The sequence below is a fragment of the Herbaspirillum autotrophicum genome (assembly GCF_001189915.1).
Lineage (GTDB): Bacteria > Pseudomonadota > Gammaproteobacteria > Burkholderiales > Burkholderiaceae_D > Herbaspirillum > Herbaspirillum autotrophicum.
In genome coordinates this window covers 19,738-44,384 of record NZ_LFLS01000022.1, presented here as the reverse complement: position 1 = coordinate 44,384, position 24,647 = coordinate 19,738, and the positions used below count along the sequence as shown (strand labels likewise).

Here is a 24,647-nt window from a genome sequence, read left to right as displayed (position 1 = left end):
TCCATGTAATTCCTGTCGTCTGTCAGATGCTCGCCATGCCCACCATTTCGTCATTCCCCTCTTCCAGCGGCACCTCTCCGCAACAAACACAACTTCCCATATTGCAGGGCCGCAGAACCGCGAACACGACAGCTGCCGCACGGCCCGATGCGACATCCCGGCGACCGGCACCGCCAGTCGCACCAGCCAGTGCCGCAGCCAATCCGGTTTACGGCCGGCCGCAGGCAGGCACGCCAGCGGCATCGATCCTGCTGGACCGGCTGGCCGACTCGAACGCGGAAGTCACGCGTGTGCTGCGCCGCCAACCGGATTTCAAGAGCGTGACCGATGCCGCGTTCCGGCAGGCGTTGAGGCAAGCGTTCCCCGAAGCCGGCGCGCTCAATCCGGATTATGTCTATGTCGCCGCCTATGACGAGAGGGAACGTGCCTCGGCCTCGCCGGCCTCCCGCTTCGAACGCACGGTCATCACCTCGCGGACCCTGAGCCAGGAATTGCAGGCGGCGCTCACCGCCGGCGCAGCGCCAACCTACAACCAGTCGCGCACCGGTTTTTTCTATCTGCCCGACAATGCCGGCAGCAGTTGCGAAGTCGGCGCCATGAAAGGATCGCATCATCTGCTGGCGTTTGAACGGATACTGCAGGAAGCCGTCAGTGCCAGCCGGCAGCCGCAACATTATCAACAGGCATTGCAGCATTTCTGGCATACCCCGGATGACACGCTTGATCCGCCGCAGACACCAAAGGCATGGCTCAGCGCCGGGTACCGCATGCAACGGCAGGCAGAAGCACAATTGCGCGTCGGCGACGGCACGCTCAGCGACACCAGCCGTCAATGGCTGCTGCGCGCAGCCAATGTCGCCAACGTCGCCGAATTGCACACGTCCGCCAGCCAGCCCGGAATATTCAGTCTGTCATTACAGGACGACGCCGGTGTCATTCCGTTTTCCGGCATCGCGGTCTTCACGCGCAGCCCGCATGAATCCCCGGACCGGACCGCCGGCCCGGTGCTGCTGATGATCCCGGGTCAGGGACTGATGGAGTTCAGCTCCGCGTCCGCCTATCGGCAAGCCATGCTGCAATGCTTCGACAGCGCACCACTGCGCACTACCCTGCTGACCCATGTGGCATTGGAAAACCGGGAGCGCGCGGAGGTGTTCGGCAATATGCTGGATGCCACCGACGCGTTGCGCTATCAGCCAGTCACCGGCCCGCTGTTTGCCGCATGTCTGCAAACGCAGCTCGACCAGCAACAGCAGGATATTGCGTATGCCAGCAGACGTGACAAGCAACGCGGCACCCTTCCGGGCACCAGTACCGATCAGGCTGCCAGCCTGCAAAACAGGTTTGACGTCAGCGCCATTCTCGATGCCCGGCGGTTGCTGCTGCAATACCGTGAACAACAGCAAACCGCAGCCCATGATGAAGAGATCCGCCGTTTCACCGGGTCCTTGTCGGCTGCGGTGCCGCTCTCGCCGGCCAGCTATGCCGGTCAGTTGATACAACAACGCTGGGGACAGCAGCTTGATCCACACGGCACCAGACTGGTCACGCTGCATTACGATTACGCCGGCCACGAAGCCGCGCCCGGCACTCCGGCTCAGGGCAATGTGGCGCATGCACTGAGCCTGACCGATGCCGTGCTGAGCAACTATCAGGCGGTGGGCGACGACCGCTTCGGCGAAAACGGGTTTGGTCTGCTGACGCCGTCCCGGATCGGACCGACCATCGAAATCAGTGATGCCTTCCGGCAGTACCCGCTCGGACTCGGGTATCGTACTTACGAAGGCATTTACCGGCAGTCACAACCGTGGCAATTCAGTCCGGCGACGCAAGTCAGCGATATTTCTCCGGCCGAATTCAGGCAATGGGTATGGAATCTCGATTTCAAGGAAAAGTACCGCACCTACCTGCAAACCGTGTGGCCATCCGATTCGTCGCATGACACGTCCAATGCTGACCGGCAACGCACGCTGGTGAAAACCGCTTTCATCAGAACCGCCTTCATGCAACGCGCCGAAAACAGTCTGAGCGCGGCGGGACTGAAGCTGGCGCTGCAATCTGCCGGCCTTGATCCGCGCCTGCGCTGGAATGACATCACACCGCAACAATTGCGTGCCGCCACGCCCGCCGCCGGCAATACCGAAATTGCGCCATTGGCAATCCATGGCCGCACTGCGGTCGACATACTGACTTGCCGTGACCGCGACAGCAACCGGATCCTGTTGTATATCCCGGGCAATTCCTCACCGCTGCACGAATTTGACAGTCCCGCGACATTGCAGACCTGGATTGCCACCCAGGCCAAAGACGGATTCAGGCGCGAGGCCTTGTTGCGACATTTCTCTGCCGCCGATGTCGAAGACAGCGGTCATCTGTTCTGGAAAAAAACCGGCGTCAGAAGCGCGCTCGACGGCATTGCTGCGTATCCGCACATGCGCAGCGTCGATCAGCAGCAATATGCCGGCGCCATCTACCCGCACCACCGTCCGACCGCAGATGAACTGTGGAATCCCGCGAAATATGTACAGTTCCCGGCATTCGCGGCAGATCAGGAGCCGTTCGCACAACTGGTTCTCGGCATCAGGAAATCGATGTACGCCATGGTCGACAATATCCGCAACAACGCCGACGTCAGATGGGACAACCTCGAGTGGTACGTCAAGTCCACCATCAGGCTGGCACAGAGTCCGCTGGCGCTGCCGCTGATGCTGGAATTTCCGATGAGCTTTGCACTGCTTGGCCTGATCGATGCCGGCTATGGCGCCGGTCAGGCGCTCCACGGCCAGACCGCTCAGGAGCGACACGCCGGCGCCACCCGCGCCGCCTTCGGCTTGTTCAACGCCGTGCCATTCGTGGCCTGGGCCGGGCAAGCAATCAAAACCGGCACCACGGCGGTAACGCAAGTCGCCGATGCACTGGAGCAGTCCGGTACCACCGTGGCGCGCAACACCGCCACGGTTGCATCCGGCGTCGTGGCAGATGAACCGGGCGCCGGTCTGGCAGCAGCCGCACTGCCAGCCAGCCGCTTGCAGCCGAGCCGCAGCGGCGTGATCACGGCGCATACCGTACCCGAATCATCGCTGGCCGGTATCCGGCCCGATCATCGCGGCATCTATCAGGCCGGCAACCGCTGGTATATCCGCTATACCGATGACAGCGGCGTCAACGCCCCCTATGAGATCAGAAGCGATTTCCGCAGCAGTGACAACCGGGTGCAGATCATTGATCCCGACTCCCGCCACCCGTTGCTGACTGTCGATACTGCCGGCAATGGTACGTGGCGGCGCGTAACCGGTGCCGGCGGCATGCCCGGGCCGGGCAAACTGAAGCAGTTGCAACTGACCAACGAAGCCGAAGCGGCACGGATGCACCAGAAGCATGACCAATGGGAAGCATCGCAGGACCGCATTGCTGACGTACTTCAGGGACAGGATTTGCGCACCCATTTGCTGGGGATCAGCGCTTCCGTTCTGGTGAAGAACAATGTCCGCATGGAATTGCTGGCCGTGATGGACGCCGACAGCAAAGCAACGCGCCTGATGTTTCCGGACTTTGCCGCCAACCCCGCACTGCTCAGAGAACGCATTCAAGGCAGGATTGCAGAAATGACGGTCATCAGCCGCAACTATCGTTCTGCGCTGGAAACCTGCGAGGCGCTCAAAGATGCCGACACCAAAGGCTATCGCAAGCTGGTCGGGATTACGCGTGGAATGGACAGCGGCATGCAGCCGCACAGTCAGTTGTCCGCAGTCATGCGCATGATCAATGCCGAAACTGCAATCATCAGCGACGTGCGCATCCTGCATGGACTGGCGGAAGAGGAACTGGAACGTTTGCTGACCCGGCTCGACGGCATGCCTGCCCCGGCATCGAAAAAAACGCTGCTGCCGGCGCCGCCATCGCGCAAGAGCAACCAGTCTGGCCCATCGCGGACAACATCGGGCGGCGCAACAGAACCGGCCAGGCCGGCGGCCTCCAAAAACCGGGTGGATATCCGCACTGTCGAAGGTCATGTTCTCAGCGGCAAACCGCGCGCCGACAACCCGGACATCGTCGATATTCTGGACAGCCGCAATCAGCGCAAGGCCACCTATCTGCGCTCACCCAATGCGCAATACTGGATTGCCTACGCGCCGGTGCAACCGGCTGTCAGCGGCGGACAAACCGCCAGCGTCGACGTCGCCGGCTGGCATCAGCTCAGCAACAAATTCAACAAAGTATTGGATGAAGTCAGGTCCGCCGAAAATATTGCCGATTTTCTGGCGCGCAAAGGCGATGGCTTGCCATCCACCCCGGCCGGCATTCTCGACCACAGCGCCAGCCGCCTGCAGGAAACCGCCAATGAAACAGCGCTGGTGAAAGGCCGTCTGACCACTGAAGAAAATCGTCGCCAGGCAGACGCCATGATTGCCGCGCTGCGCAACAAGGCAAACGAATTGTCCAAAAAGGGCCAGGGCATCCGGGTCACGATGATTCTGAACAATGCGCCGAACGCAAGTGATCTGGCATATCTGGACAACCGGGGCTTGCTGCAGATCAGAAAAACCCGGTCACGGGTTGTGGTCAACAACACGGCGGGCGCAGCGTCCGCCAACCGGCCGCAACGAATGCGTGACTATCTCGATGAATTTGAAATCAGGGCCGGAGGAAAAATATGGGCCTATGCACATATGCACTACCCGGCTGCCGATACCGCCGCTGAACATTTTTCGGCGGCTCATTTGAAAACGCCGGAGCAACGTTACCTCGGCGCCGGTGCGCAAGGTGAAGCACAGGCGCAAGGACAACGACTGGCCATCCATCGCGGGGAATTGTACGGGCCGCTGGTGCGCAAAATATTTTTCACGGAACCGGCACCGGCATCTTCCGCTTCAGCGATGTCGATTGCCTGATCTGCCGTCACATGCAAGACAACGGATGTGCAATGCAAAAAAATGGATGTCCGCGGACATCCATTTTTTCAGTACTGCCAAGAATCCGCCGGAGGAATCAGTTCAGATTGACCGGAACAAAAATCTTTTCATCACCACGCGCCACCAGCAAAGCGACATTCTTGCCGGCCTTGTCAGTCAGTTTGCGCAACTGATCGACATTCGTGATGGCGGTGCCATTGAGCGACAGAATCACGTCACCGCTCTGGATGCCGGCAATCGCCGAAGGTCCGCTGACATCTTGCACCACCAGCCCGCCACGCACGCCCAGTTGTTGCTGTTCATCCTGATCCAGCGGACGCACTGCCAGTCCCAGCCGTCCTTGCGGTTCAGCGCTGGTATTGGCGCCGGCCACCTTGGGCGCCTGCGCTTCACCGATCTTGACGTTCAGGCTCTTGATCGCACCGCCACGCATGACTTCAATCTTTTGCGTTGAGCCGGGCGCGGTATCGGCGACCAGTGTTGGCAAATCCACCGAATGACTGATGGCCTGGCCATTGAACTTCAGGATCACGTCGCCTGCCTGCAAGCCGGCTTTTTCTGCCGGACTGTCCTTCTCGACCGAACTGATCAATGCGCCTTCGGAATTTTTCAGGCCAAACGATTCCGCCAGCGCCTGATTCACTTCCTGCACCGATACGCCGAGACGACCACGCGTCACCTTGCCGTGTTGCGCCAGTTGCTGCTCGACCTTCATCGCGACATCAATCGGAATCGAAAACGACAAACCCTGGAAGCCACCGGTCTGACTGTAAATCTGCGAATTGATCCCGATCACTTCGCCTCGCAGATTAAACAGCGGGCCGCCGGAATTGCCGGGATTGACCGCCACATCAGTTTGAATGAATGGCACGTAATTGTCATCCGGCAGACTGCGCGACTTCGCGCTCACAATGCCGGCAGTCGCCGTATTGTCGAAGCCGTAAGGCGAGCCGATGGCCAACACCGGTTCACCGACCTTGATCAGCGACGGATTGCCAATTCTCACGGTCGGCAAATCCTTGGCCGCAATCCGAATCACGGCGATATCGCTTTGCTTGTCGATGCCCAACACCTTGGCCTTGAACTCGCGGCGGTCAGTCAGCTTGACTGTCACTTCCGAAGCACCATCCACCACGTGCGCATTGGTCAGAATCAAACCATCGGCGCTGATGATGAAACCGGAACCGAGACCGCGCATGATTTGTGGCGAACGGGGGGCCTGGAATTGCGGACCGAAACGCTTGAAGAATTCCGACAACGGATCATTCGGATCGAGTTGCGGCGTGTCGTCGGTGACGCGCTTGGCCTTGCCGGTCACGCTGATGTTGACCACGGCCGGGCCGGATTGCGCAACAATCGTCGAGAAATCCACCGGCGCACCCGACACGGCAACATTGCCCGAGGCTGGTGCCGGCATGGTGAGATTGGCGGCCTGCACGGCGGGCAGGTCGGCACCGCGGAAGTAAACATAGCCACCGCCCAGCGCAGCAGCCAATGCAATAGCGAGTGTATTGCGTACCAGCAAGGAAGAACGATTCATGGAGCACTCCTGAAAATGGGTGAAGGTTTACCCGATGAAGTGCAGAATAAATGCTCAGAATTAAGACAAACTTAAGGTCTCTCAATAAACCGGAATAAGCTTCAGGCCTGCGGAAAACGTACGGTGACACGCAATCCGGGCGCGGTATTTTCCAGTTGCACGGCAATACCGTGCAGATCGGCGATCTGGCGCACGATGGCCAACCCCAGCCCGCTGCCGACCACGGCCTGCGTCTGCGCATCAGCGGCCCGGTAGAAGCGATCGAATACCCGCTCCATGTGCGCGGCCGGAATGCCCGGCCCGCTATCCTGTATGGTGACCACGGCGCGCTCGTCCATCCACTGCATGGCAACGTCGACGGTGCCGCCGGGCGCGCTGTAATGCACGGCATTGACCAGCAGATTGCTGAACAGAATACGCAAGGCATCGGCATCGCCGCTGACCGTCACGGCCGCCGCCTCGGTCATGCCCAGATCAATATTCCGATGCAGCGCCAGCGGCGACATATCGGCGATGACCCGCTGTACCAGCGCCGTCAGATCCAGTTCGACATGCTGCCGCAGACCCGGCTCCTGACGCGCCAGCGTCAATAGCTGATGCACCAGATGCGTGGCACGCTCCAGACCGTTTTTCAAATCCTGGAAGGCGGCCTGCCGCTCTTCCGCGTTATCAGCACGCTCCGCCAGTTGCACTTGCAAACGCAACGCGGTCAGCGGTGTGCGCAACTCGTGTGCGGCATCGGCAACAAATGCCCGCTGTACCTGCATCGCACTTTTCAGTCGCAACAACAAGTCATTGAGAGCATGCGTCAGCGGTTGTATTTCCTGCGGCAGACCGACATCGGCAATCGGCGCCAGCGCATGCATGTCGAGCTGCTTGACTTCATCTGCGGCGCGCCGCACCGGCGCCAGTCCACGGCTGACGGCGATCCAGATCAACGCCCCCAGAAAGGGAAACAGCAGCAACAGCGGCATCACGGTCTTGACCGCCATCTGCGCCGCCACCGTCTGGCGGGCGCTGAGCGGCTGCGACACCTGCACCACGGTATTGCCGATCTGCGCGCTGTACACGCGCCACGCGCCACCCGGTCCCGGCACATTGACGAAACCCAGTTCGGCTTGCTGCGGCATGGCGCTGCGGGCATGCGAGTGATAAATCACGGTGCCGGTGCTATCCCAGATCTGCATCATGATTTCGTCATCCATGCCGGGCAAGGCCTGCCCCGGCGCGATGGGCGCAAATGCCTGACGCGGCAGCGAGGCCGCAATCTGGCGCATCTGATAGTCGAATATTTCATTGGCTTCGCCACGCGCCTGAAAATACAAGGCGATGCCGGCCAGCAGAATACCGGCACTCAACCCCAGTGCCAGCCACAGCAACAATTGACGTCGTATCGAATTCATTTGGACACCAGATACCCTATGCCGCGCACATTCTTGATGAAATCGCTGCCGAGCTTTTTGCGCAAGGCGTGGATGTGCACTTCCACCGCATTGCTGTCGATGCTGTCATCCCAGCCATACAGTTTTTCTTCCAGTTGTGCGCGCGACAGCACCACGCCAGGCCGGTCCAGAAAAGCGCGCAACAACGCGAACTCGCGCGCCGACAGATTGACCGGCTGTCCTTGCAGCGACACTTCATGGGTAGCTTGATTGAGCACCACGTCGCCGACTTCGATCAGGCTGTCGGCCCGACCGGATTGCCGGCGCAACAACGCCCGCATGCGGGCCGACAGTTCTTCGAGGTCGAATGGTTTGATCAGATAGTCATCGGCGCCGGCATCGAGCCCGGCCACGCGATCGGCAACGGCATCGCGCGCGGTCGTGATGAGCACCGGAATCTTGTTGCCTTGCGCACGCAGCGATTGCAATACCGCCAGTCCGCTTTTTTGCGGCAAACCGAGGTCCAGCAACAGCAAGGCATAGTCTTCCTGTTGCAGGGCCAGCTCGGCGGCCTTGCCATCCTGCACCCAGTCCACGGCAAAGCCATCCTGACGCAAACCCTTGCGGACCGCCGCACCGACCATCAGGTCGTCTTCCACGAGTAATACGCGCACGCCCACTCCTTGCCACCGGTTAAACCACGTGAATCATCTCAGATGGATCATGTTAGCAGGCTGCGACTTAACGCAAACTTAACGCAGACTGAACGCCAACCTGAAACACAATGCGCAGGCAGACGTCAGATAAAACGCGCGATCAGGAAAATCACGGCCGACAGCAGAATGGTGGAAGCGAACGGCAGCGAAAACACGCGGCCGAACAATTTGAAACGCAGATCGCCCGGCAAGCGGCCGATGCCGAGCTTTTCCAGCCACGGCAACAAAGAGGAAAAAACGATCACGGCGAAAAAGATCACCAATACCCAGCGAATCATGAAGCGACCTTTACAGACGATGGCTGCGGTCGTGACGCTGCAAACGCGCAGGCCAATCCACATTCTTGCCTATCGACAACACTTTGAACAATTCCCCCATCTCGGCCGGGGAAATCAGTTTTTGTACGGCATTGGCTTGCGGCAGATAAATCTGCGGCTGTTCCGGCGATGTCCGCAGCAGCAAGTCGCCGATCCCGGCATTCAACAGGAATGCGGCCTGACTGGTATACCCGAACACATCGAGCCCAGCGTCAACCGCCACCCGCGCCATGGCGGTAAAGTCAACGTGGGCCGTGACATCCTGCAAGCCCGGCAGATAAAACGGATCGTCGTGCGCGTGATGCCGGTAGTGACACATCAGCGTGCCCTGCGCGCGCTCGAAGAAATAATACTCATGCGCCGGAAAACCGTAATCCAGCAATATCGCTGCGCCGCCATTGCCGTTGAGCAACATGGTCGACAACGATTGCATGAAGCCCTGCGCCACCGGGTGAATTTCGGTCAGATAGCCGACGTCCAGCTGGCCGGCGTCGGGAATCTGCGCCAGCCATTGCGCCAATTGCGCCGGTTCGACTTCCCGTTCGGCAAATGCAAAGCGGCCCGCATCGTCCAGCGTGACGCCACGTTCCAGCCAGCCATCGGCGCTCTTGAGCAACAGATTGACCGGCATCGCATCGAGCACTTCATTGCCGAACACGACACCGGAAAATGCCGGCGGCAAGCGGTCCAGCCAACTGACCTGAGGGAAGTCGCGCAACAACTCCTGCTGGCGCGCACGCAACTGTGCCGATACTTCCACAATGAAATAATGCTGCGGCAAATGCCCCGCAGCTTTCAGCTCAGTCAGGATATCGAATGCCAGCTTGCCAGTGCCGGCGCCGAATTCGAGGAGGACATCCACGGTCTGCGCCATCAATTCTGTCGCTAAATGGGCCAACGTCGCGCCAAAAAGCGGCGTAATCTCCGGCGCGGTTGTAAAATCACCGTCTTTGCCCAATTTTGCTGCGCCGCCGCTGTAATACCCCAACTCAGGCGCATACAGCACCAGTTCCATATAGCGTGCAAACGAAATCCAGCCGCCGCGTTGACGGATCTCTTCGGTAATCAGTTGCTGGAGCGCACGCGAGGCGAGCAGCGCATCCGCGCCGGGTTCTGGTAATTGCAGTTGCATGGCCGTATTGTATTTGATTTGCTTTCTATGAAACCACACCAACAAAAAGTTGCTCTTGTGACCGGCGCCGCCAAACGCATTGGCCGCACGATTGCGCTTGCGCTGGCGCGCGACGGCTGGGATATCGCGGTGCATTATGGCCGCTCCGCCGCCGAAGCACAGGAGACCGTGAAGGCGATTGAAAGTCTTGGTCGCCGCGCCATTGCGGTGCCGTGCGACTTGCGCGACGAGGCCGCAGTACGGCAATTGCTGGCCCAGGCAGCGCAGTTGGGACCGGTGTCTTGCGTTATCAATAATGCATCGCTGTTCGAACACGATACCGCCGACACTTTTTCGACCGCACAACTGGACGCCCATATGCACGCCAATCTGGCAGCGCCGTTGTTGCTGGCGCAGGCGCTGCATGCGGCGACGCCGGCCGGCAGTCAGTCGGTGGTCATCAATTTGCTGGATCAGAAGCTTTACAATCCCAATCCCGACTTTCTGTCTTACACGTTGTCGAAAGCCGCATTGCTGAGCGCCACCACGCTGCTGGCACAGGCGCTGGCGCCACTGGTGCGGGTGGTCGGGGTAGCCCCCGGCATTACCATGATGTCGGGTGAGCAAACGGTGGCAGAATTTGAAAAAGCCCATCGCGTCACGCCGCTTGGCAAAAGCAGCACGCCGGAAGATATCGCCGCCACCGTCTGCTTTGTCGCCGCTGCCACGGCGATTACCGGCACCACCATTCTGGTCGACGGCGGACAGCATTTGATTCCGCTGCAACGCGATGTCATGTTCCTGGCCAAATAAGCGACGCCGGCACATCCGACAAGCCCACGAAGTACTCGTTAACGCCTTACCGACATTTACATAGAAATACTGAAAATCATGTTCCCTCTTTCTCACCCTGAATTAAGCAACTGCCGCCGCCTGTTCCTGCGCAATTACGAAGTGCTGATCAACATCGGCGTGCATGAATTCGAAAAGAAGGGTGAACAACGCATCCTGATCAATGTCGACTTGTTCATTCCGCTGGCCTTGTCGACGCCGAAAGACGATCTGCTGGCCGAAGTGGTCGATTACGATTTCATTCGCAGCACGATCGCCAAGCGCATGGCCGAAGGCCATATTCACTTGCAGGAAACCCTGTGCGATGACGTACTCAAAGCCATGTTGACCCACCCCAAGGTGCTGGCGGCACGGGTTTCGACCGAAAAACCGGATGTCTATCCCGACTGCGATTCAGTCGGGGTCGAAGTATTCGGCATCAAATCTTCTACCTGAATGACGGCAGGACCGACCATGAACGATCTTCTTGAACATCCGGCGCCACCGCCGGCAACTGATGCTGCTGCCAGCGCTGCCGTACCAACGCTGAAACAGGCGGAAAAAATCGCCTACGAAAACAACAAGCTGCACAAGCGGCTGTGCCGTCAGGTGGGGCAGGCCATCGGCGATTTCAACATGATCGAGGATGGCGACAAGATCATGGTTTGTCTGTCCGGCGGCAAGGACAGCTATGCCATGCTCGATATTCTGATGACGCTGCGGGAACGGGCGCCGATTCACTTCGATATCATCGCCGTCAATCTGGACCAGAAACAACCGAACTTCCCGGCCCATATCCTGCCGCAATACCTGACCGAACTCGGGGTCGCTTTTCATATCGAAAATCAGGATACCTACAGCATCGTCAAGCGCGTGGTGCCGGAGGGAAAAACCACCTGTGCCCTGTGTTCACGTCTGCGGCGCGGTATCCTGTACCGGGTTGCGACCGAACTCGGCGCGACCAAGATTGCGCTCGGCCACCACCGCGACGACATCATGGAAACCTTTTTCCTGAACATGTTTTTCGGCGGCAAACTCAAAGGCATGCCACCCAAGCTGCAATCGGATGATGGCAAGCAAATCGTGATCCGGCCGCTGGCTTACGTGCACGAAGCGGATCTCACGCGGTATGCCGGGGTCAAGCAATTCCCGATCATTCCTTGCGACCTGTGCGGCAGTCAGGAAAATCTGCAACGCAAGCAAATCAAAGGCATGTTGCGCGAGTGGGAAAAGAAACATCCGGGCCGCGTCGACAATATCTTCGCCTCTCTGTCCACCGTCGCGCCATCGCATTTGATGGATCGCAATCTGTTCGGTTTCGCCGACCTCAAGGCAACCGGCGTGGCCGATGCCAACGGCGATATCGCGTTTGACGACGAGCCATGTTCAACCGGCATCGCGCCTAACGTGATTCCATTGCAGGTCAGCGACTAGGCGGATCAGACCGGTGTCCGGCGGACGTCTGCGCCGGCGTGGCACCGGAACCGGCGTCGGTGCCGCCGAGGCTGTCGCGCAAATTGCGTTTGAAATTGCCGCCGAAAATGATCACGCCATACAGCGGCAATATCATGAAAATCATGGCCAGCTTGATGCCGTAATCCGCCAGCGCCCAGTTCACCCACGGCAAGCCGCTGCCGGCGAACGCCAGCAAGAAAAACAGCAAACCATCAAGCATCGAGGCCAGCACGCCCGATACCGTCGGCGCCAGCCACCAGACACGGCCACGCAGCCGGTTGAAAATGGCGGCATCGAGCAGTTGGCCGCACAAGAACGCGCTGCCGCTGGCCAGCGCAATGCGCGCATCGGCGGCAAACCAGGAAATCACCACGGCAATCACAAATGAGGCGACGACCACGCGACGCGTCATTCCCACGCCGTGGTAACGATTGCACAAGTCGGTGACAAAGAATGCCAGCGGCGCAACGAATGCCGCCCAGGTCAACGCCTCGGGCGCCCATGGAAACGGATAGCGCACCGTCACATTGGCGATGGCAATGACCAGCGCATGGGCCAGCACATACGACCATTTCAGATCGGATAACCTGAGGGCGCTGAATTGACGCAGACGGAAGCCGGGGAAAAAACGCATATTTACACAATGGCGATACAAAAAAACGACTCGCCATGCTGGACCGATTCGGCCTGCACGTCAAATCATCGCCCGTGCTTTTTTTGCACCGCTACGAGGGAGAACTTGTCATTTCTGTGCTCCCCGTCCCGTCAGAATGCGCATATTTGCACGGATTGAATGCTAAACACCCTCCTGATCCTCGCTTGAATCCTGAAACCCGCATGATTTAATCTGAACGTTACTTGACTGAGTGCAATACCAGCAGTTGAAGCTCAGTCGCAAAACAACAATCAATCAAAAATATGAAAGTCGTGACAGCTGGGGGGCCGCGAGTCTGCCTTGGCCAAGGCAGTCTGGTGGTGCCTGTAGCCAATGCCAAAGCGCGCGCCGTTGCACTGCGCTCGCCTCGCGATTTCTCTTTCGTGCATGAGGAAGCTTGATGGCAGCACAATTTTGGCGCGACAAGCGCGTATTCATCACCGGACATACCGGCTTCAAGGGAAGTTGGCTGACCCTCTGGCTCAGCCGTCTGGGCGCCAAGGTGTATGGTTATTCACTGCCGGCACCGACCAATCCCAGTCTGTTTCATCTGGCGCGTCTGCACAACTGTGTCCAGACCACCACCGGCGATGTGCGCGATCTGAAACACCTGAGCGATACCATGGCCGAAGTACAACCGGACATCGTGTTCCATCTGGCGGCGCAACCGCTGGTGCGCGGTTCCTATGCTTCGCCGATCGATACCTTCGCCATCAATATCATGGGCACGGCGCATTTGCTGGAGGCGGTACGGCACACGTCCAGCGTGCGCTCGGTGATCATCGTCACCAGCGACAAGTGCTATGAAAACCGTGAATGGCTGTGGGGTTATCGTGAAGATGATCCGATGGGCGGACACGATCCGTACAGCAGCAGCAAGGGTGCCGCCGAACTGGTGACCGCGGCTTACCGCCGCTCCTACTTCCAGCACGGCAAGGACAGCGATGTCGCCATCGCCAGCGTGCGCGCCGGCAACGTCATCGGCGGCGGCGACTTTGCCGCTGACCGTCTGATCCCGGATTTCATCCGTGCGCTGGAGAAGGAAGAGTCGGTCAGCATCCGCAATCCGCATGCGATCCGTCCGTGGCAATACGTGCTGGAACCGCTGGCGGGTTACTTGTCGGTCGCGCAAAAACTGTTCGAGTCGGGTCAGACATTTGCCGAAAGCTGGAATTTCGGACCGGCGGATACCGATCTGCAAACGGTCAGCCAGTTATGCGCGACGTTCAATCATTCCCTGCAAAAGAATGAGGTGAAACCGGTCGAAGTGAGAATCGAAAGCCAGGCCAATGCGCTGCATGAAGCGGCCTTGCTGCGCCTGGATATTTCCAAGGCACGCCAGCGGCTGGACTGGATTCCGAAACTGGAACTGTACACGGCACTGGAACTGACGGCACAATGGTACGGCGGGTACATCAACAATGAAGATTTGCGCAGTCTGAGTGAAACCCAAATCGAGTTTTACCAGAATCTGACATAATTGTCGGTTATTCAACATTGGCCAACAACACATCATGAACATTCTCGTTACAGGCGGTGCCGGTTATATCGGTTCACACACATGCGTGGAACTGCTCAACGCCGGTCACCGCGTGGTGGTATTCGACAATTTTTGCAACAGCTTCCAGGAATCGCTGGCACGTGTTGAAAAAATTGCCGGCAAGAAAGTGGATCTGGTGATTGGCGATATCCGTGACCGTAACGCACTGGAACAGGCACTGCGCGAGTACGCTTGCGATGCCGTGATCCACTTCGCCGGCCTCAAGGCGGTCGGTGAGTCAGTCTCCAAGCCGCTCGAGTATTACGACAACAACGTGGTCGGCACCGTGCGCCTGCTGGAAGCCATGCAAGCTACCGGCGTCAGCACCCTGGTGTTCAGTTCGTCGGCCACGGTCTACGGCAACCCGCAATATTTGCCGCTCAACGAAGCGCATCCGCTGTCGGCCAGCAATCCCTACGGTCGCAGCAAGATCATGATCGAAGACATGCTGCGCGACTTCCATCTGGCGCATCCTGAATGGAAAATCGCGTTGCTGCGTTATTTCAATCCGGTCGGCGCGCATGAAAGCGGCCTGATCGGCGAAGACCCGCAAGGCATTCCAAACAACCTGATGCCATTCGTGGCGCAAGTTGCCATCGGGAAACGCGAACGCCTGAACATCTGGGGCGGCGATTACCAGACACCAGACGGCACCGGCGTGCGCGACTACATCCACGTGGTCGACCTCGCCGTCGGTCACGTCAAGGCACTCGAATATCTGCAACAGCCGCAATGCTTCGCCGTCAACCTCGGCACCGGCATCGGCTACAGCGTGCTGGACGTGGTCAAAGCCTTCGAACAAGCCAGCAACCGCACACTGCCCTATACCATTGCCGCCCGCCGCCCCGGCGACATTGCCTCGTGCTATGCCGACCCGGCACAAGCCAGGCAATTGCTGGGCTGGGAAGCCACCCGTTCGCTGGAAACCATGTGCGCCGACGCCTGGCGCTGGCAGACTGCCAATCCGAACGGGTTTCGGGTCTGATTGCGGACAATCCGGTCGCATAGCTGCTCTGCAGCCGGTGCGTCCGGACCACTCTGGCCGTACAATGCCGGCAATATCAATCACGCCGGCATGGGCGCCAACCGAAATACGGACATGAAGACAAGCCCCACTTCGCTTCCCGAAGTCCTCTGCATCGCACCGGAAGTTTTCGGTGACGCGCGCGGATTCTTCTACGAAAGCTTCAACACCCGCCGCTTCACTGAACTGACCGGCCTCTCGCCGGTCTTCGTGCAAGACAATCACACGCGCTCGGCAAAAAACGTGCTGCGCGGCCTGCATTATCAAATCGTGCATCCGCAAGGCAAACTGGTGCGCGTCATTCGCGGTGCGGCACTGGATGTGGTTGTCGACATCCGCCGCAGCTCCCCCGGCTTCGGGCAATGGACAAGCACGGTTCTGTCTGCCGACAACAAGCACCAGTTATGGATACCGCCCGGCTTCGCCCATGGCTTTGTGGCGCTCGCTGACGATACCGAATTTTTATACAAGACCACCGACTACTGGATGCCCGCACACGAACGCTGCATCCGCTGGGATGATCCGGACCTCGGCATTGACTGGCAACTGCAGGCGGCGCCCATCCTGTCTGCGAAAGACATGCTCGGCCTGCCGCTCAAGCATGCCGACACCTACCCATGAAGATCCTGCTCATCGGCGCCAACGGTCAGATCGGTTATGAACTGGCGCGGCAGTTGCCGCCACTGGGCGAGGTGATTGCGCTTGATCGCACACACATGGATTTGACCGATCCCGATCAGGTGCGTGCGGTCATCCGCTACCACCAGCCGCAATTGCTCATCAATGCCGCGGCCTATACCGCGGTCGATCAAGCCGAAAGCGAACCGGAACTGACCATGCGCATCAATGCCGAAGCACCGGCGGTGATGGCGCAGGAAGCACAGGCACTGGGTGCCGGTATGATTCATTATTCGACTGATTATGTGTTTGATGGCAGCAAGAATGGCAGCTATGAGGAAGACGATGCGACCAACCCGCTGAACGTCTATGGCCGCAGCAAACTGGCGGGGGAACTGGCTGTTGCCACTGCCTGCGAAGCACACTGGATATTCAGAACCAGCTGGGTCTATGGGGTACACGGCAACAATTTTCTGAAGACCATGATGCGCCTGATGCAGGAGCGCGAACAATTGGCCATTGTCGCTGATCAGATTGGCGCACCGACCTGGGCCAGAACCATCAGCGATGTCACGCGCCATCTGCTGACAAATGGCATCGGTGATACAGCAATGCTGGACGACTTGCGCGCGACCAGCGGTCTTTACCATCTGACTGCTGGCGGTGCCACGTCCTGGCATGAATATGCCTGCTTTATCGCGACACAACTGCAAGCGCACCGGATGGCGATCAAGGCCACTGCCGATAAGATTGCAGCGATTCCGTCCGCGGCCTATCCGACACCGGCAGCCAGACCGCTGAACTCGCGTCTGTCACTGGAAAAAATGCAGAAGACGTTTGCGATCACGATGCCGGCGTGGCAATCCGATGTCACCGCCTGCCTCAGCGAACTCATCGCGAATGATCACTAAACTGCCTTGCCAGCGGCAACCGCAAAGCGGTCAAGCGCGGCGGCAGGCGAGAACTGCAATACAGCCTTTCAGATCCCCCTGCACTGCATCAATCAAGATCATCTCCACCGGGCGCAAACCGGCACGCATCACCATTTTCTGCAGCGACTCTGCGGAAAAGAAATTGATGTGCTCATGCCAGTGGTGTTTCTGTTTGTAGATTTCCCGCGAAGCCGGCTGACTGCGCATGAGATTTTCATATGGCACGCCAATGCACAAGATGGTGTCATCATCCATCACCGCCGCCATCTCTGCGATAAAGTCGAACGGATAGGGCACATGCTCGAGCACCTGATTGCATACGATCAGGTCATATCTGGTTTGCTTCACGATGTCCATGCTGACGGCACTGACGCCATCCACCGTCGCCACATTCGAAATATCGTAGACGTGCACCAGACTGGCCTGTTGCAGCAACGGCGTATTTCTGCCGGTGTCTCCGCCCCAGTCAAGAATCGCCGGTGCAGCCGGCACCAGCGGACGCAAAAAGGCATCCATCTGATCAATGTAGGTGAAGCGGCCGGTATAAGCCGCGGCACGCCTGGCGTAGCCCGGCTCGTAATGGATGCGCAGTCGCTCGTACTCTTCGCCGCGATAATTTGCATACAGCGCCGCCATCTCGCTGTCTGAAAAACGAATATCAAGAAACGTGACACCGCAATCGTTGCATTGAATGGTGTTGCAAACCGAATAAGCCATACCCGTTTGCAAATCTTGCATGCCCCATTCGGGCGATACCATCACCGGTTCGTGATCGAACACCCGTTTGGCGACAAAGGGCATCAGTATTGCAGGCGATTTGTTCAGTACCTTGCCGCCACAGCAAATGCAGCTTTTGGCGATGCGATCTTTGCTCATCTTACATCTCTCAAAGTGTATCCGTCACACGGAGCGGCATGACCACGACTGCGCAATCACGCAACGTCAACGCCACCACCCGGCATCAGAAGATGCCGCAGGTTGTTACGAGGGCGGATGACATTCCAGCAGAGGAACATCTACGCCGGTCTGATGCAGACGCTTGCACTGGTAGCCGTACTTGGCCAAGTCCCGAATACATTTTTCGGTGGTTTCAACACCGCCGACAAAATGCGGCTCGATAATGATCCGTGGCTTTCTGGAAATCAGAAAATCGGCTTGCTCGAAAATGACGGCCTCCGCCCCCTCGACATCACACTTGATGAAATCGAGATGATCCAGTTTCGCAATTTCTACTATTTTGTCCAATGTCAGAGACTTGACCAGCAAGTTGTTTCCCCGATTATTGCCGACGATCTCCGAAGCACTGGACCCCATATTGCCTTCAGATGAAAAGCTCAAGCCGTTGCAGTGGCTCCATACCGCCGCGTAAAGCAGATCAATATCGTTCCCGGTATGCTGCTTGTACATTTTGAAGTTTTTTTCAATTGCACCGACATTTTGTTCATCCGCATCCACCGCGACAACCTTGCCAAGTCGCCCGACCCGCTCCTTGAACATGATCGAGGTCAGACCGGAATAAGCACCCAGATCGAGTACATTGGAGCCCGGCTTCAAATTGGCAAAATCGAGGTATTGCACGGTCGTCACCATCGGCTCTGAAAGAGACGGGAAATAGACCGGCCCAAAGGCATATCCTGGCACTTCGTGGTACTTCGGCAATGAATAATCCACCAGCCGGAAACCGTGAAAATTCTCGGGTTCCACTGCACTGAAATAGTAGTCGAAGGCCTTGATGATGTCGTGCGCATAGACGAAATGCTTGACGGCCAGACGGATGATATTGTTCTGTCTGATGAAGTCGACGTAATGCGCCGCGATCTTTATCTGAATGCCTTGTTGCGATGCAGTCTCTTGCAGCGGATGAGCCAGAACCTGATACAACTCATTGATCTGAATTTGGACGCTGTTCTGCATCGACGGATTTCCATTGTTTGACATTGCCATCTCTTCTCATTTTATTTTCCAGCGCGACCCGGGCCGTCCAGCAGGTACTTCCGCACAAGATTGCTGCACCCTGCCCGCTCTTGCTTTCAAGATCGGACAGCGCGCAGACAAGCGCGTTATTCCTTGATGCAATACGCAGTCGGTGTCAGGCACCAGCTGAACTTGTGCAACTTGACCGTCAGATTGCGCTTGGCACGGAATTCGTCGAATGCCGTTGCTTCGCCACCCCATGGCGGCAGACCGTATTCATCGAACACCACCACGCCGCCCGGCACCACCAGATCCCACAGCTTCTCAAGCGTATACAGGGTCGGTTCGTACAGATCCAGATCGAAATGGAGAAGATTGATACGCAGTCCCGGCGTATCCTGCAGGAACTGTTCCATCGTGTCCTGAACCCGGCCTTTGATCAGACGCGAACGCTCGCGCGCCAGGATATTGTCGGCATTGAACAGCTCGGCCAGCGCAAAAATCTCTGCCTCCACGCCTTCCGCAGACCAGCCGCCATCCTTCTTGTCGCTGGTAACGTCGTAGTTGGTGGTGCCATCTTTTTCCGAAAAATCATTCAAACCCTCGAACGAATCGAAACCATAGACTTTCTTCGACGTGTCGGTTGGCAGAAAGATTTCCAGGAACTTATGGAAAGAGAAAAATGAAACGCCACGCGAAACACCGAGCTCAACGATACTGCCTGGCAGATCCATTGTCATTTTGAACAGTTCGTAATGGGCCAGATATCTGGTCATCAGAATGCGTTTCGTATAGACCGGCCAATGCGTCAATGTATGCAATGTCGAGTGCGGGAACTTCTCCTGCAGCGCACCGAAACCCTCCCAGTACTGCTTGTCTTTTTCGGAGTGAACGCCGTACATCTGCACTAAGGGCGCATCGTGTTTTTTCAGATCCCAGATACTCATTTTTGACCTTCCTTTACTAAAAAATCGACTTGACGAGAATTAACGACACCTGGCTTAAAGCAATTTCCCTGAAACTCAGGATCGCCATAATCGGCAAATCGCAGTTGTATTGTGAATCTGGAGCGGCTCCCAGACCGAACCGGCTCCGACTTGTGCAGCGTATTGAATTTGAACAGCAGGATATCGCCGCGATCCAGCAAACCGGTTGCAGAACATGCCCGCTCGGTGGGAATGCTGTCGTCCAGCACCACCGCATCGGCATAGGAGTGGTAGACGTCGCCGGCACGCGTTTTGAAAATCCTGCCATCAGTCCAGGCATTGGAAATCAATTCCAGACTCCCGGTTTCCTCACTGATGGCTTCTACCGGAATCCAGACTACCACTGCCTGCGGAGAACAAACTGAAAACCAGTAATCCTGATGCCAGTCGAACAGGAATTTATCTTCGCCATTGGCGTCGATACGACAATTGACATCGACCAGTGCCGGCAAAGACATGCCGGCGCCATGCTTCAAGGCCTCAATTATCTGTGCACTGGCACTGATTTGATGTACCGATGGCAGATGCTTGAAACCGTTGTAAAACGTGCTGCCGGCTTTACGATCGAATGCGCGGAAATAATTCCAGCAAGCATCGGCCGATGCAAAATGCTTGCCGGTCAGCAGATGTGCCAATGCAATCAGATCTGCTCTTACGCTGTCCAGCAAATCCTGGCCGAGCGCATTCTTGCAGACCGTAAAACCTGCATGGGCAAAATCAGATTGTGTTTTCGATACCTGCGTCACGACGCCCTCCTGCCGTTACCGGCCTGCCTTCAATTTATTTACCTCGGCCTGCCTGACGGAAAGAATACTTTCCGCAACGGCAGTCTGCAGATCCCGCGTCGGGTGCAACCCCAACTCGCGGGCCGCCTTCCTGGTCGATGGCACATAACGATCAATGTCAGCGTCGGTGATGGCGGCAACACTGACCGGTACATCAAATTGCTTTGCGACCACGTGCGCCAGCTCCCCCATCAACACTGCCTGCTCCGAGCCGACGTTATAGCAAGGGCACTCCGGACCGGCATGGGCGGCAATCGTCATCAGCCACTCCACCAGATCGTCGGCATGCATATAACTGCGATACACCTGTTTGCTGGCTTTAACGGTGACGGGCCTGCCATGCAATCCGTCATTCAAAAAATTGCCTATCGCGAAATGCTGGTCACGCGGCAACCATGGACCGACAAAAGCGAAACATCTGGCGATACTGATCGACAACCCCTGTGCGCCAAGCTGCCGGACTGCGTCTTCGGCAGCCCGTTTGCCATAGACATATTCGCGCTTCTCTTCCGGTATCCGCTCCTGATCGTCGCTGATGAAGTCTTCCGGAACGCCTTCCAGGTCTGCCGGCTGCGTACCATAGACGGCACCGGAGCTGGCATACACAATCTTGCTGCTGGCATGATACCGACCCGCGAGCCGACAATAATTGTCAATGCCGGCCTCGATATTGCGGCGCTCTTGCGCCGGCTGTTCCTTATACTTCCGGGCATCGGTCGAGGCTGCCGCATGAATCACGAAATCCGCCGCCGGCAATGCGTCCACCTGTGCAATATCGGCACACAACAACTCAACCCGCTCCGCCACCAGCCAGGGCGCTTCATCGCGCAGCCGCGTCGCATGCCGCGACATGGCGATCACCCGCTCGATGCCCCAGCGCGCCAGACCACCGCGCTGAAACACGTCCAGAATCGATTTTCCGAAAAATCCGGTACCGCCGATGATCAAAAGTGTCGACACTGCTTATCCTGTGCTTCAGGTTTTCTGAGCCACTGCCCTATCTCTTTGCCGCGCTGATTGCATTGGCCGAAACCCTGATGGCGTCAACGATTTGCGGCGACAGGAAGGGGAACATGTCGTCCAGTTCCGGCGTTACGAATTTGCCATTTTCATCCACACGCGACTTTATGCGCGGCGTGAATTCTTGTCGGGCATCCACCACAATATCAAGCAACAATGGTCCATCGCTCGCCAGCAACTGATCGAGTTGATCCAGATCTTGCTCGCCACGGATGGTAGCGCTGCGAATACCGTAGGCACGTGCAACCGCTGCGTAATCAGGAAAATCGACCCCGGAAGCCGGCGTGGCGCCGATCACCTTGCCAAAGAAATTTTCGTGCGTTTGCCAGATCGAAACGTAACCGCCGTTATTGATGACAACCACAATGACGTTGAGCCCGGCCGATTTCAGCGTCTGCAATTCCTGAATATTCATCTGCAGACTGCCGTCACCGGCGAAACAGATCACCCGTCCGCCATGACTGGCAACTGCCGTTGCCGCGCCAAGAGCTGCCGGCAAATCGTAGCCCATGGATGCTGAACCGGAGTTGCTGAACAGTCTCTGTCCGGCTTTGAGGCTACCGATCTGGAATGGCAAAATGCATGCGGATGCGTTGCCGCACGCAGCAATATCGTCGTCGCGCATATTGCGGAAGACACGATCCACCACCAAATAGGGATTCAACGGCGCATTGGCAACATGCCGGTGCTCTTTTACCACGGCATATTCATCGCCGATATTGCGGCACCACCTGGCCCAGGCCGAATAGTCCGGCAGCGCCGCATGCTCCAGTTGCGCCGACAGTCCTGCAATGAAGTGGCGGACATCGGCAACAATGGGCTGGTCTACCTTGATGGTCGGCTTCGCCAATTCGGCCGGGTCGATATCCACTTGCGCCACCCAGGCATTCTTGGCGAAAGAATCCCAGTTATAACTGGTCTGGCGGATATTCAGACGCGACCCCAGGACCAGCACGAAATCGGCATTCTGCAGGCAAAAATTACCTGCGCGCGTACCGATCGTGCCGGGCCGGCCGGCAAACAAGGGATGATCCGACGCGATCAGGTCATGGGTCCATGCAGTCGCCACCGGAATGCCGGTGCGTTCGGCAAATTGCAGCAACGCTTTGCCGGCATCTGCCAGCCTGACGCCGGTACCGGCCAGGATCAATGGCCGATTGGCACTGGCCAGACGCCGCATGATGTCTTGATACTGCGCGACCATCGCCGCATCGGCGACGACATCGCGGGCAGCAATTTCCACGTCCGGAATATGCAGCTCTTCGACAGCAGACTGGATATCCAGCGGAATATCGAGCCACACCGGTCCCGGACGTCCCGTCACGGCTTGCCGGAATGCTTCCGGCAATATGCGTTCCAAATCGGCTGGCTGGCGGATGATCTCGGCATACTTGCAGATGGCCGACGCCATCGCGATGGTCGGACCTTCCTGATCACCGAGCTGCCGCAATGCCGGCAGTTCATGAAATGACAGACAGGTTTCCCGTTTGACTTGCCCGGAGATGACAATCATCGGGATCGAATCGGTGTAGGCACCATATACGCCGTTAAAGGCATTGATGGCGCCCGGACCGGTGGTCACCATCACGATCGCAGGTTTGCCGGCGATACGTGCATAACCTTCTGCCGCCATCGCGCACGCCTGTTCATGATGCATGAAGGTGCACTGCAATCCGTCGTTGTTGCCGAGTGCCTGATTGAGAAACATGGCGCCGCCGCCGGTCACTGAAAACACCTGTTTCAGTCCCTGGTGGACGAACCACTCGGCAATCTGTTCCGATACACGCTTCATGTCACTTATATCCCACGATTCAGAATCAATTCCTTCAATGCCTGGCTTTCGCTGTAAGGGCCATCGATGTGATTGATCGTCAACGCTTCATCGGCCTTCAGTTCGGTTGTCAATTGTTCGCCATTCATGATTTCACGGCACGACAACTGCCCCTTGCGCAGCGGAATTGCCAGATAAAAATCTTTTTCGAAATCATCTTTCGAAAATACGTATCCCGGTTCCAGGTTGCGTTTGGCATACACGCCACGCACCAATGCATCCAGGTATTGTGTTTCCTTCTTGGAAATCACGCGACGCGACTGGCTTCGACCGCCACACATTTCCCGGCTCTTCTGAAACGCCTTGAACCAGGCATCGCATTGATGCGGCAATGAACAATAGGAGGATACCGGGACGCCTTCGTAATCAATATCGATATGCCGCTCCCAGGTCCGGGCGCCCTTGCCATAAGAAATCAACATCGACGAATGCCAGTCGTGATATTCATGCGTGGACAAGCCGACCACCAGATTCGGATAACGCTTCTTCAGATAGTCGATCTGATCCAGTTCCAGCTCACCATCTTCCGATGGATACAGCGATACGCAGTGATTGATGGACAGCGGAATGTCGCGCTTTTCGAAAAAGCGCACCAGATCGTCCAGATCTTTTTCCGAAGCACCACCGGTAGAGGCGATGACGGGACGTCGTGTCGACGCAATCTTTTCGATCAGCACCCAGTCATTCATGTCGGAACTGGCGATCTTGATGATCGGCATGTCGAACTCGACACACAGGTCTACCGAGGCTTCGTCAAACGGGGTCGCCATCGGAATGCAGGACACCTGCTTGATCTCTTCGACCATGCGCGCGAACTCATCGCGCGTCAGTTTGGTATCTTCAGTCTTCTTGATGTAACGCTGCTCGGAAGTGCCCTTGAAGTCCGGATGGATAAACGCATCGACATCACGGAACTGCAGTTTGATTGCCGCTTTGACGTTATTGAAGCGCACCACGGAGCCATGATCGCGAATGATCTTCAATCCACGCTCAAGCCGGCCCCAGTGATTGTTGGCCAATTCAAGCACGAACAGATTCTCGAACAGGTCCTTGTTTTTCTGCGAAATTGCCCCCACG

21 protein-coding genes are annotated in these 24,647 nt (G+C 57.5%); 8 read left to right on the top strand and 13 right to left on the bottom strand.

Translation table 11 applies throughout. The features are described 5' to 3' along the window. The first annotated feature begins 35 nt into the window (after positions 1-35). Positions 36-4,892, top strand: coding sequence for a dermonecrotic toxin domain-containing protein (locus tag AKL27_RS17080; protein ID WP_157056970.1), 4,857 nt, complete (start codon positions 36-38; stop codon positions 4,890-4,892). A gap of 97 nt (positions 4,893-4,989) precedes the next feature. On the opposite strand, the gene AKL27_RS17075 is transcribed toward AKL27_RS17080, so the two are convergent. From AKL27_RS17075 to AKL27_RS17055, 5 genes are all read right to left on the bottom strand, one after another. After that, a complete protein-coding gene (locus AKL27_RS17075; RefSeq protein WP_050464063.1) occupies positions 4,990-6,453 on the bottom strand; it encodes a DegQ family serine endoprotease in 1,464 nt (487 codons plus the stop codon). Positions 6,454-6,554: 101 nt separating this feature from the next. Next, positions 6,555-7,856 carry a sensor histidine kinase gene (locus tag AKL27_RS17070; protein ID WP_050464062.1) on the bottom strand — a complete coding sequence of 434 codons (1,302 nt, stop codon included), beginning with the start codon at positions 7,854-7,856 and terminating at the stop codon, positions 6,555-6,557. Next, complete coding sequence (locus tag AKL27_RS17065; protein ID WP_050464113.1) at positions 7,853-8,509, bottom strand: response regulator; 657 nt, start codon at positions 8,507-8,509, stop codon at positions 7,853-7,855. The genes AKL27_RS17070 and AKL27_RS17065 overlap by 4 nt, the downstream gene beginning before the upstream one ends. Positions 8,510-8,634: 125 nt before the next feature. After that, positions 8,635-8,829 carry a DUF2905 domain-containing protein gene (locus tag AKL27_RS17060; RefSeq protein WP_050464061.1) on the bottom strand — a complete coding sequence of 65 codons (195 nt, stop codon included), beginning with the start codon at positions 8,827-8,829 and terminating at the stop codon, positions 8,635-8,637. A gap of 10 nt (positions 8,830-8,839) precedes the next feature. After that, on the bottom strand, positions 8,840-10,000 hold the full coding sequence (locus AKL27_RS17055; protein ID WP_050464060.1) for a class I SAM-dependent methyltransferase: 1,161 nt from the start codon (positions 9,998-10,000) through the stop codon (positions 8,840-8,842). 27 nt (positions 10,001-10,027) lie between these two features. On the opposite strand from AKL27_RS17055, the gene AKL27_RS17050 reads away from it, so the two are divergent. The 3 genes from AKL27_RS17050 (at position 10,028) to ttcA (ending at position 12,244) form a co-directional block, all read left to right on the top strand. Then, the gene (locus AKL27_RS17050; RefSeq protein WP_050464059.1) at positions 10,028-10,792 is read left to right on the top strand and encodes an SDR family oxidoreductase; all 765 of its coding nucleotides are present in this window, start codon (positions 10,028-10,030) and stop codon (positions 10,790-10,792) included. A gap of 78 nt (positions 10,793-10,870) precedes the next feature. Next, positions 10,871-11,266, top strand: coding sequence for a dihydroneopterin aldolase (locus tag AKL27_RS17045; protein WP_050464058.1), 396 nt, complete (start codon positions 10,871-10,873; stop codon positions 11,264-11,266). A gap of 18 nt (positions 11,267-11,284) precedes the next feature. Next, positions 11,285-12,244 carry a tRNA 2-thiocytidine(32) synthetase TtcA gene (gene ttcA / locus AKL27_RS17040; protein WP_050464112.1) on the top strand — a complete coding sequence of 320 codons (960 nt, stop codon included), beginning with the start codon at positions 11,285-11,287 and terminating at the stop codon, positions 12,242-12,244. On the opposite strand, the gene AKL27_RS17035 is transcribed toward ttcA, so the two are convergent. Then, the gene (locus AKL27_RS17035; RefSeq protein WP_050464057.1) at positions 12,234-12,899 is read right to left on the bottom strand and encodes a VUT family protein; all 666 of its coding nucleotides are present in this window, start codon (positions 12,897-12,899) and stop codon (positions 12,234-12,236) included. The two genes, ttcA and AKL27_RS17035, sit on opposite strands and share 11 nt — an antisense overlap. A gap of 421 nt (positions 12,900-13,320) precedes the next feature. Here AKL27_RS17035 and rfbG point away from each other — a divergent pair, with 421 nt between their 5' ends. The 4 genes from rfbG (at position 13,321) to rfbD (ending at position 17,013) form a co-directional block, all read left to right on the top strand. After that, the gene (gene rfbG / locus AKL27_RS17030) at positions 13,321-14,400 is read left to right on the top strand and encodes a CDP-glucose 4,6-dehydratase (RefSeq protein ID WP_050464056.1); all 1,080 of its coding nucleotides are present in this window, start codon (positions 13,321-13,323) and stop codon (positions 14,398-14,400) included. A gap of 34 nt (positions 14,401-14,434) precedes the next feature. Continuing rightward, entirely contained in the window at positions 14,435-15,445 is a 1,011-nt protein-coding gene (galE, locus tag AKL27_RS17025; protein ID WP_050464055.1) for a UDP-glucose 4-epimerase GalE, read from the top strand. Between the two features lie 114 nt (positions 15,446-15,559). Next, entirely contained in the window at positions 15,560-16,105 is a 546-nt protein-coding gene (rfbC, locus tag AKL27_RS17020; RefSeq protein WP_050464111.1) for a dTDP-4-dehydrorhamnose 3,5-epimerase, read from the top strand. Further along, positions 16,102-17,013, top strand: a complete 912-nt coding sequence (gene rfbD, locus AKL27_RS17015) for a dTDP-4-dehydrorhamnose reductase (protein ID WP_050464054.1) — start codon at positions 16,102-16,104, stop codon at positions 17,011-17,013. The genes rfbC and rfbD overlap by 4 nt, the downstream gene beginning before the upstream one ends. A gap of 30 nt (positions 17,014-17,043) precedes the next feature. Here the strand turns inward: rfbD and AKL27_RS17010 are convergent, their stop codons facing one another. The 7 genes from AKL27_RS17010 to AKL27_RS16980 form a co-directional block, all read right to left on the bottom strand. Next, positions 17,044-17,910, bottom strand: coding sequence for a class I SAM-dependent methyltransferase (locus AKL27_RS17010; RefSeq protein ID WP_050464053.1), 867 nt, complete (start codon positions 17,908-17,910; stop codon positions 17,044-17,046). A gap of 105 nt (positions 17,911-18,015) precedes the next feature. After that, entirely contained in the window at positions 18,016-18,972 is a 957-nt protein-coding gene (locus AKL27_RS17005; protein WP_198155999.1) for an FkbM family methyltransferase, read from the bottom strand. A 122-nt stretch (positions 18,973-19,094) separates the two neighbouring features. Next, complete coding sequence (locus AKL27_RS17000) at positions 19,095-19,895, bottom strand: TylF/MycF/NovP-related O-methyltransferase (protein WP_050464051.1); 801 nt, start codon at positions 19,893-19,895, stop codon at positions 19,095-19,097. Then, positions 19,892-20,392: a phytanoyl-CoA dioxygenase family protein gene (locus AKL27_RS27800; RefSeq protein WP_157056969.1), complete on the bottom strand. Its 501-nt coding sequence runs from the start codon at positions 20,390-20,392 to the stop codon at positions 19,892-19,894. Before AKL27_RS27800 ends, AKL27_RS17000 begins: the two co-directional genes overlap by 4 nt. A 303-nt stretch (positions 20,393-20,695) precedes the next feature. Beyond that, complete coding sequence (locus tag AKL27_RS16990) at positions 20,696-21,679, bottom strand: NAD-dependent epimerase/dehydratase family protein (protein ID WP_050464049.1); 984 nt, start codon at positions 21,677-21,679, stop codon at positions 20,696-20,698. Positions 21,680-21,716: 37 nt separating this feature from the next. Beyond that, a complete protein-coding gene (locus tag AKL27_RS16985) occupies positions 21,717-23,531 on the bottom strand; it encodes a thiamine pyrophosphate-binding protein (protein ID WP_050464048.1) in 1,815 nt (604 codons plus the stop codon). 5 nt (positions 23,532-23,536) lie between these two features. Next, positions 23,537-24,646, bottom strand: a complete 1,110-nt coding sequence (locus tag AKL27_RS16980) for an N-acetylneuraminate synthase family protein (RefSeq protein ID WP_050464047.1) — start codon at positions 24,644-24,646, stop codon at positions 23,537-23,539. Position 24,647 lies beyond the last annotated feature (1 nt).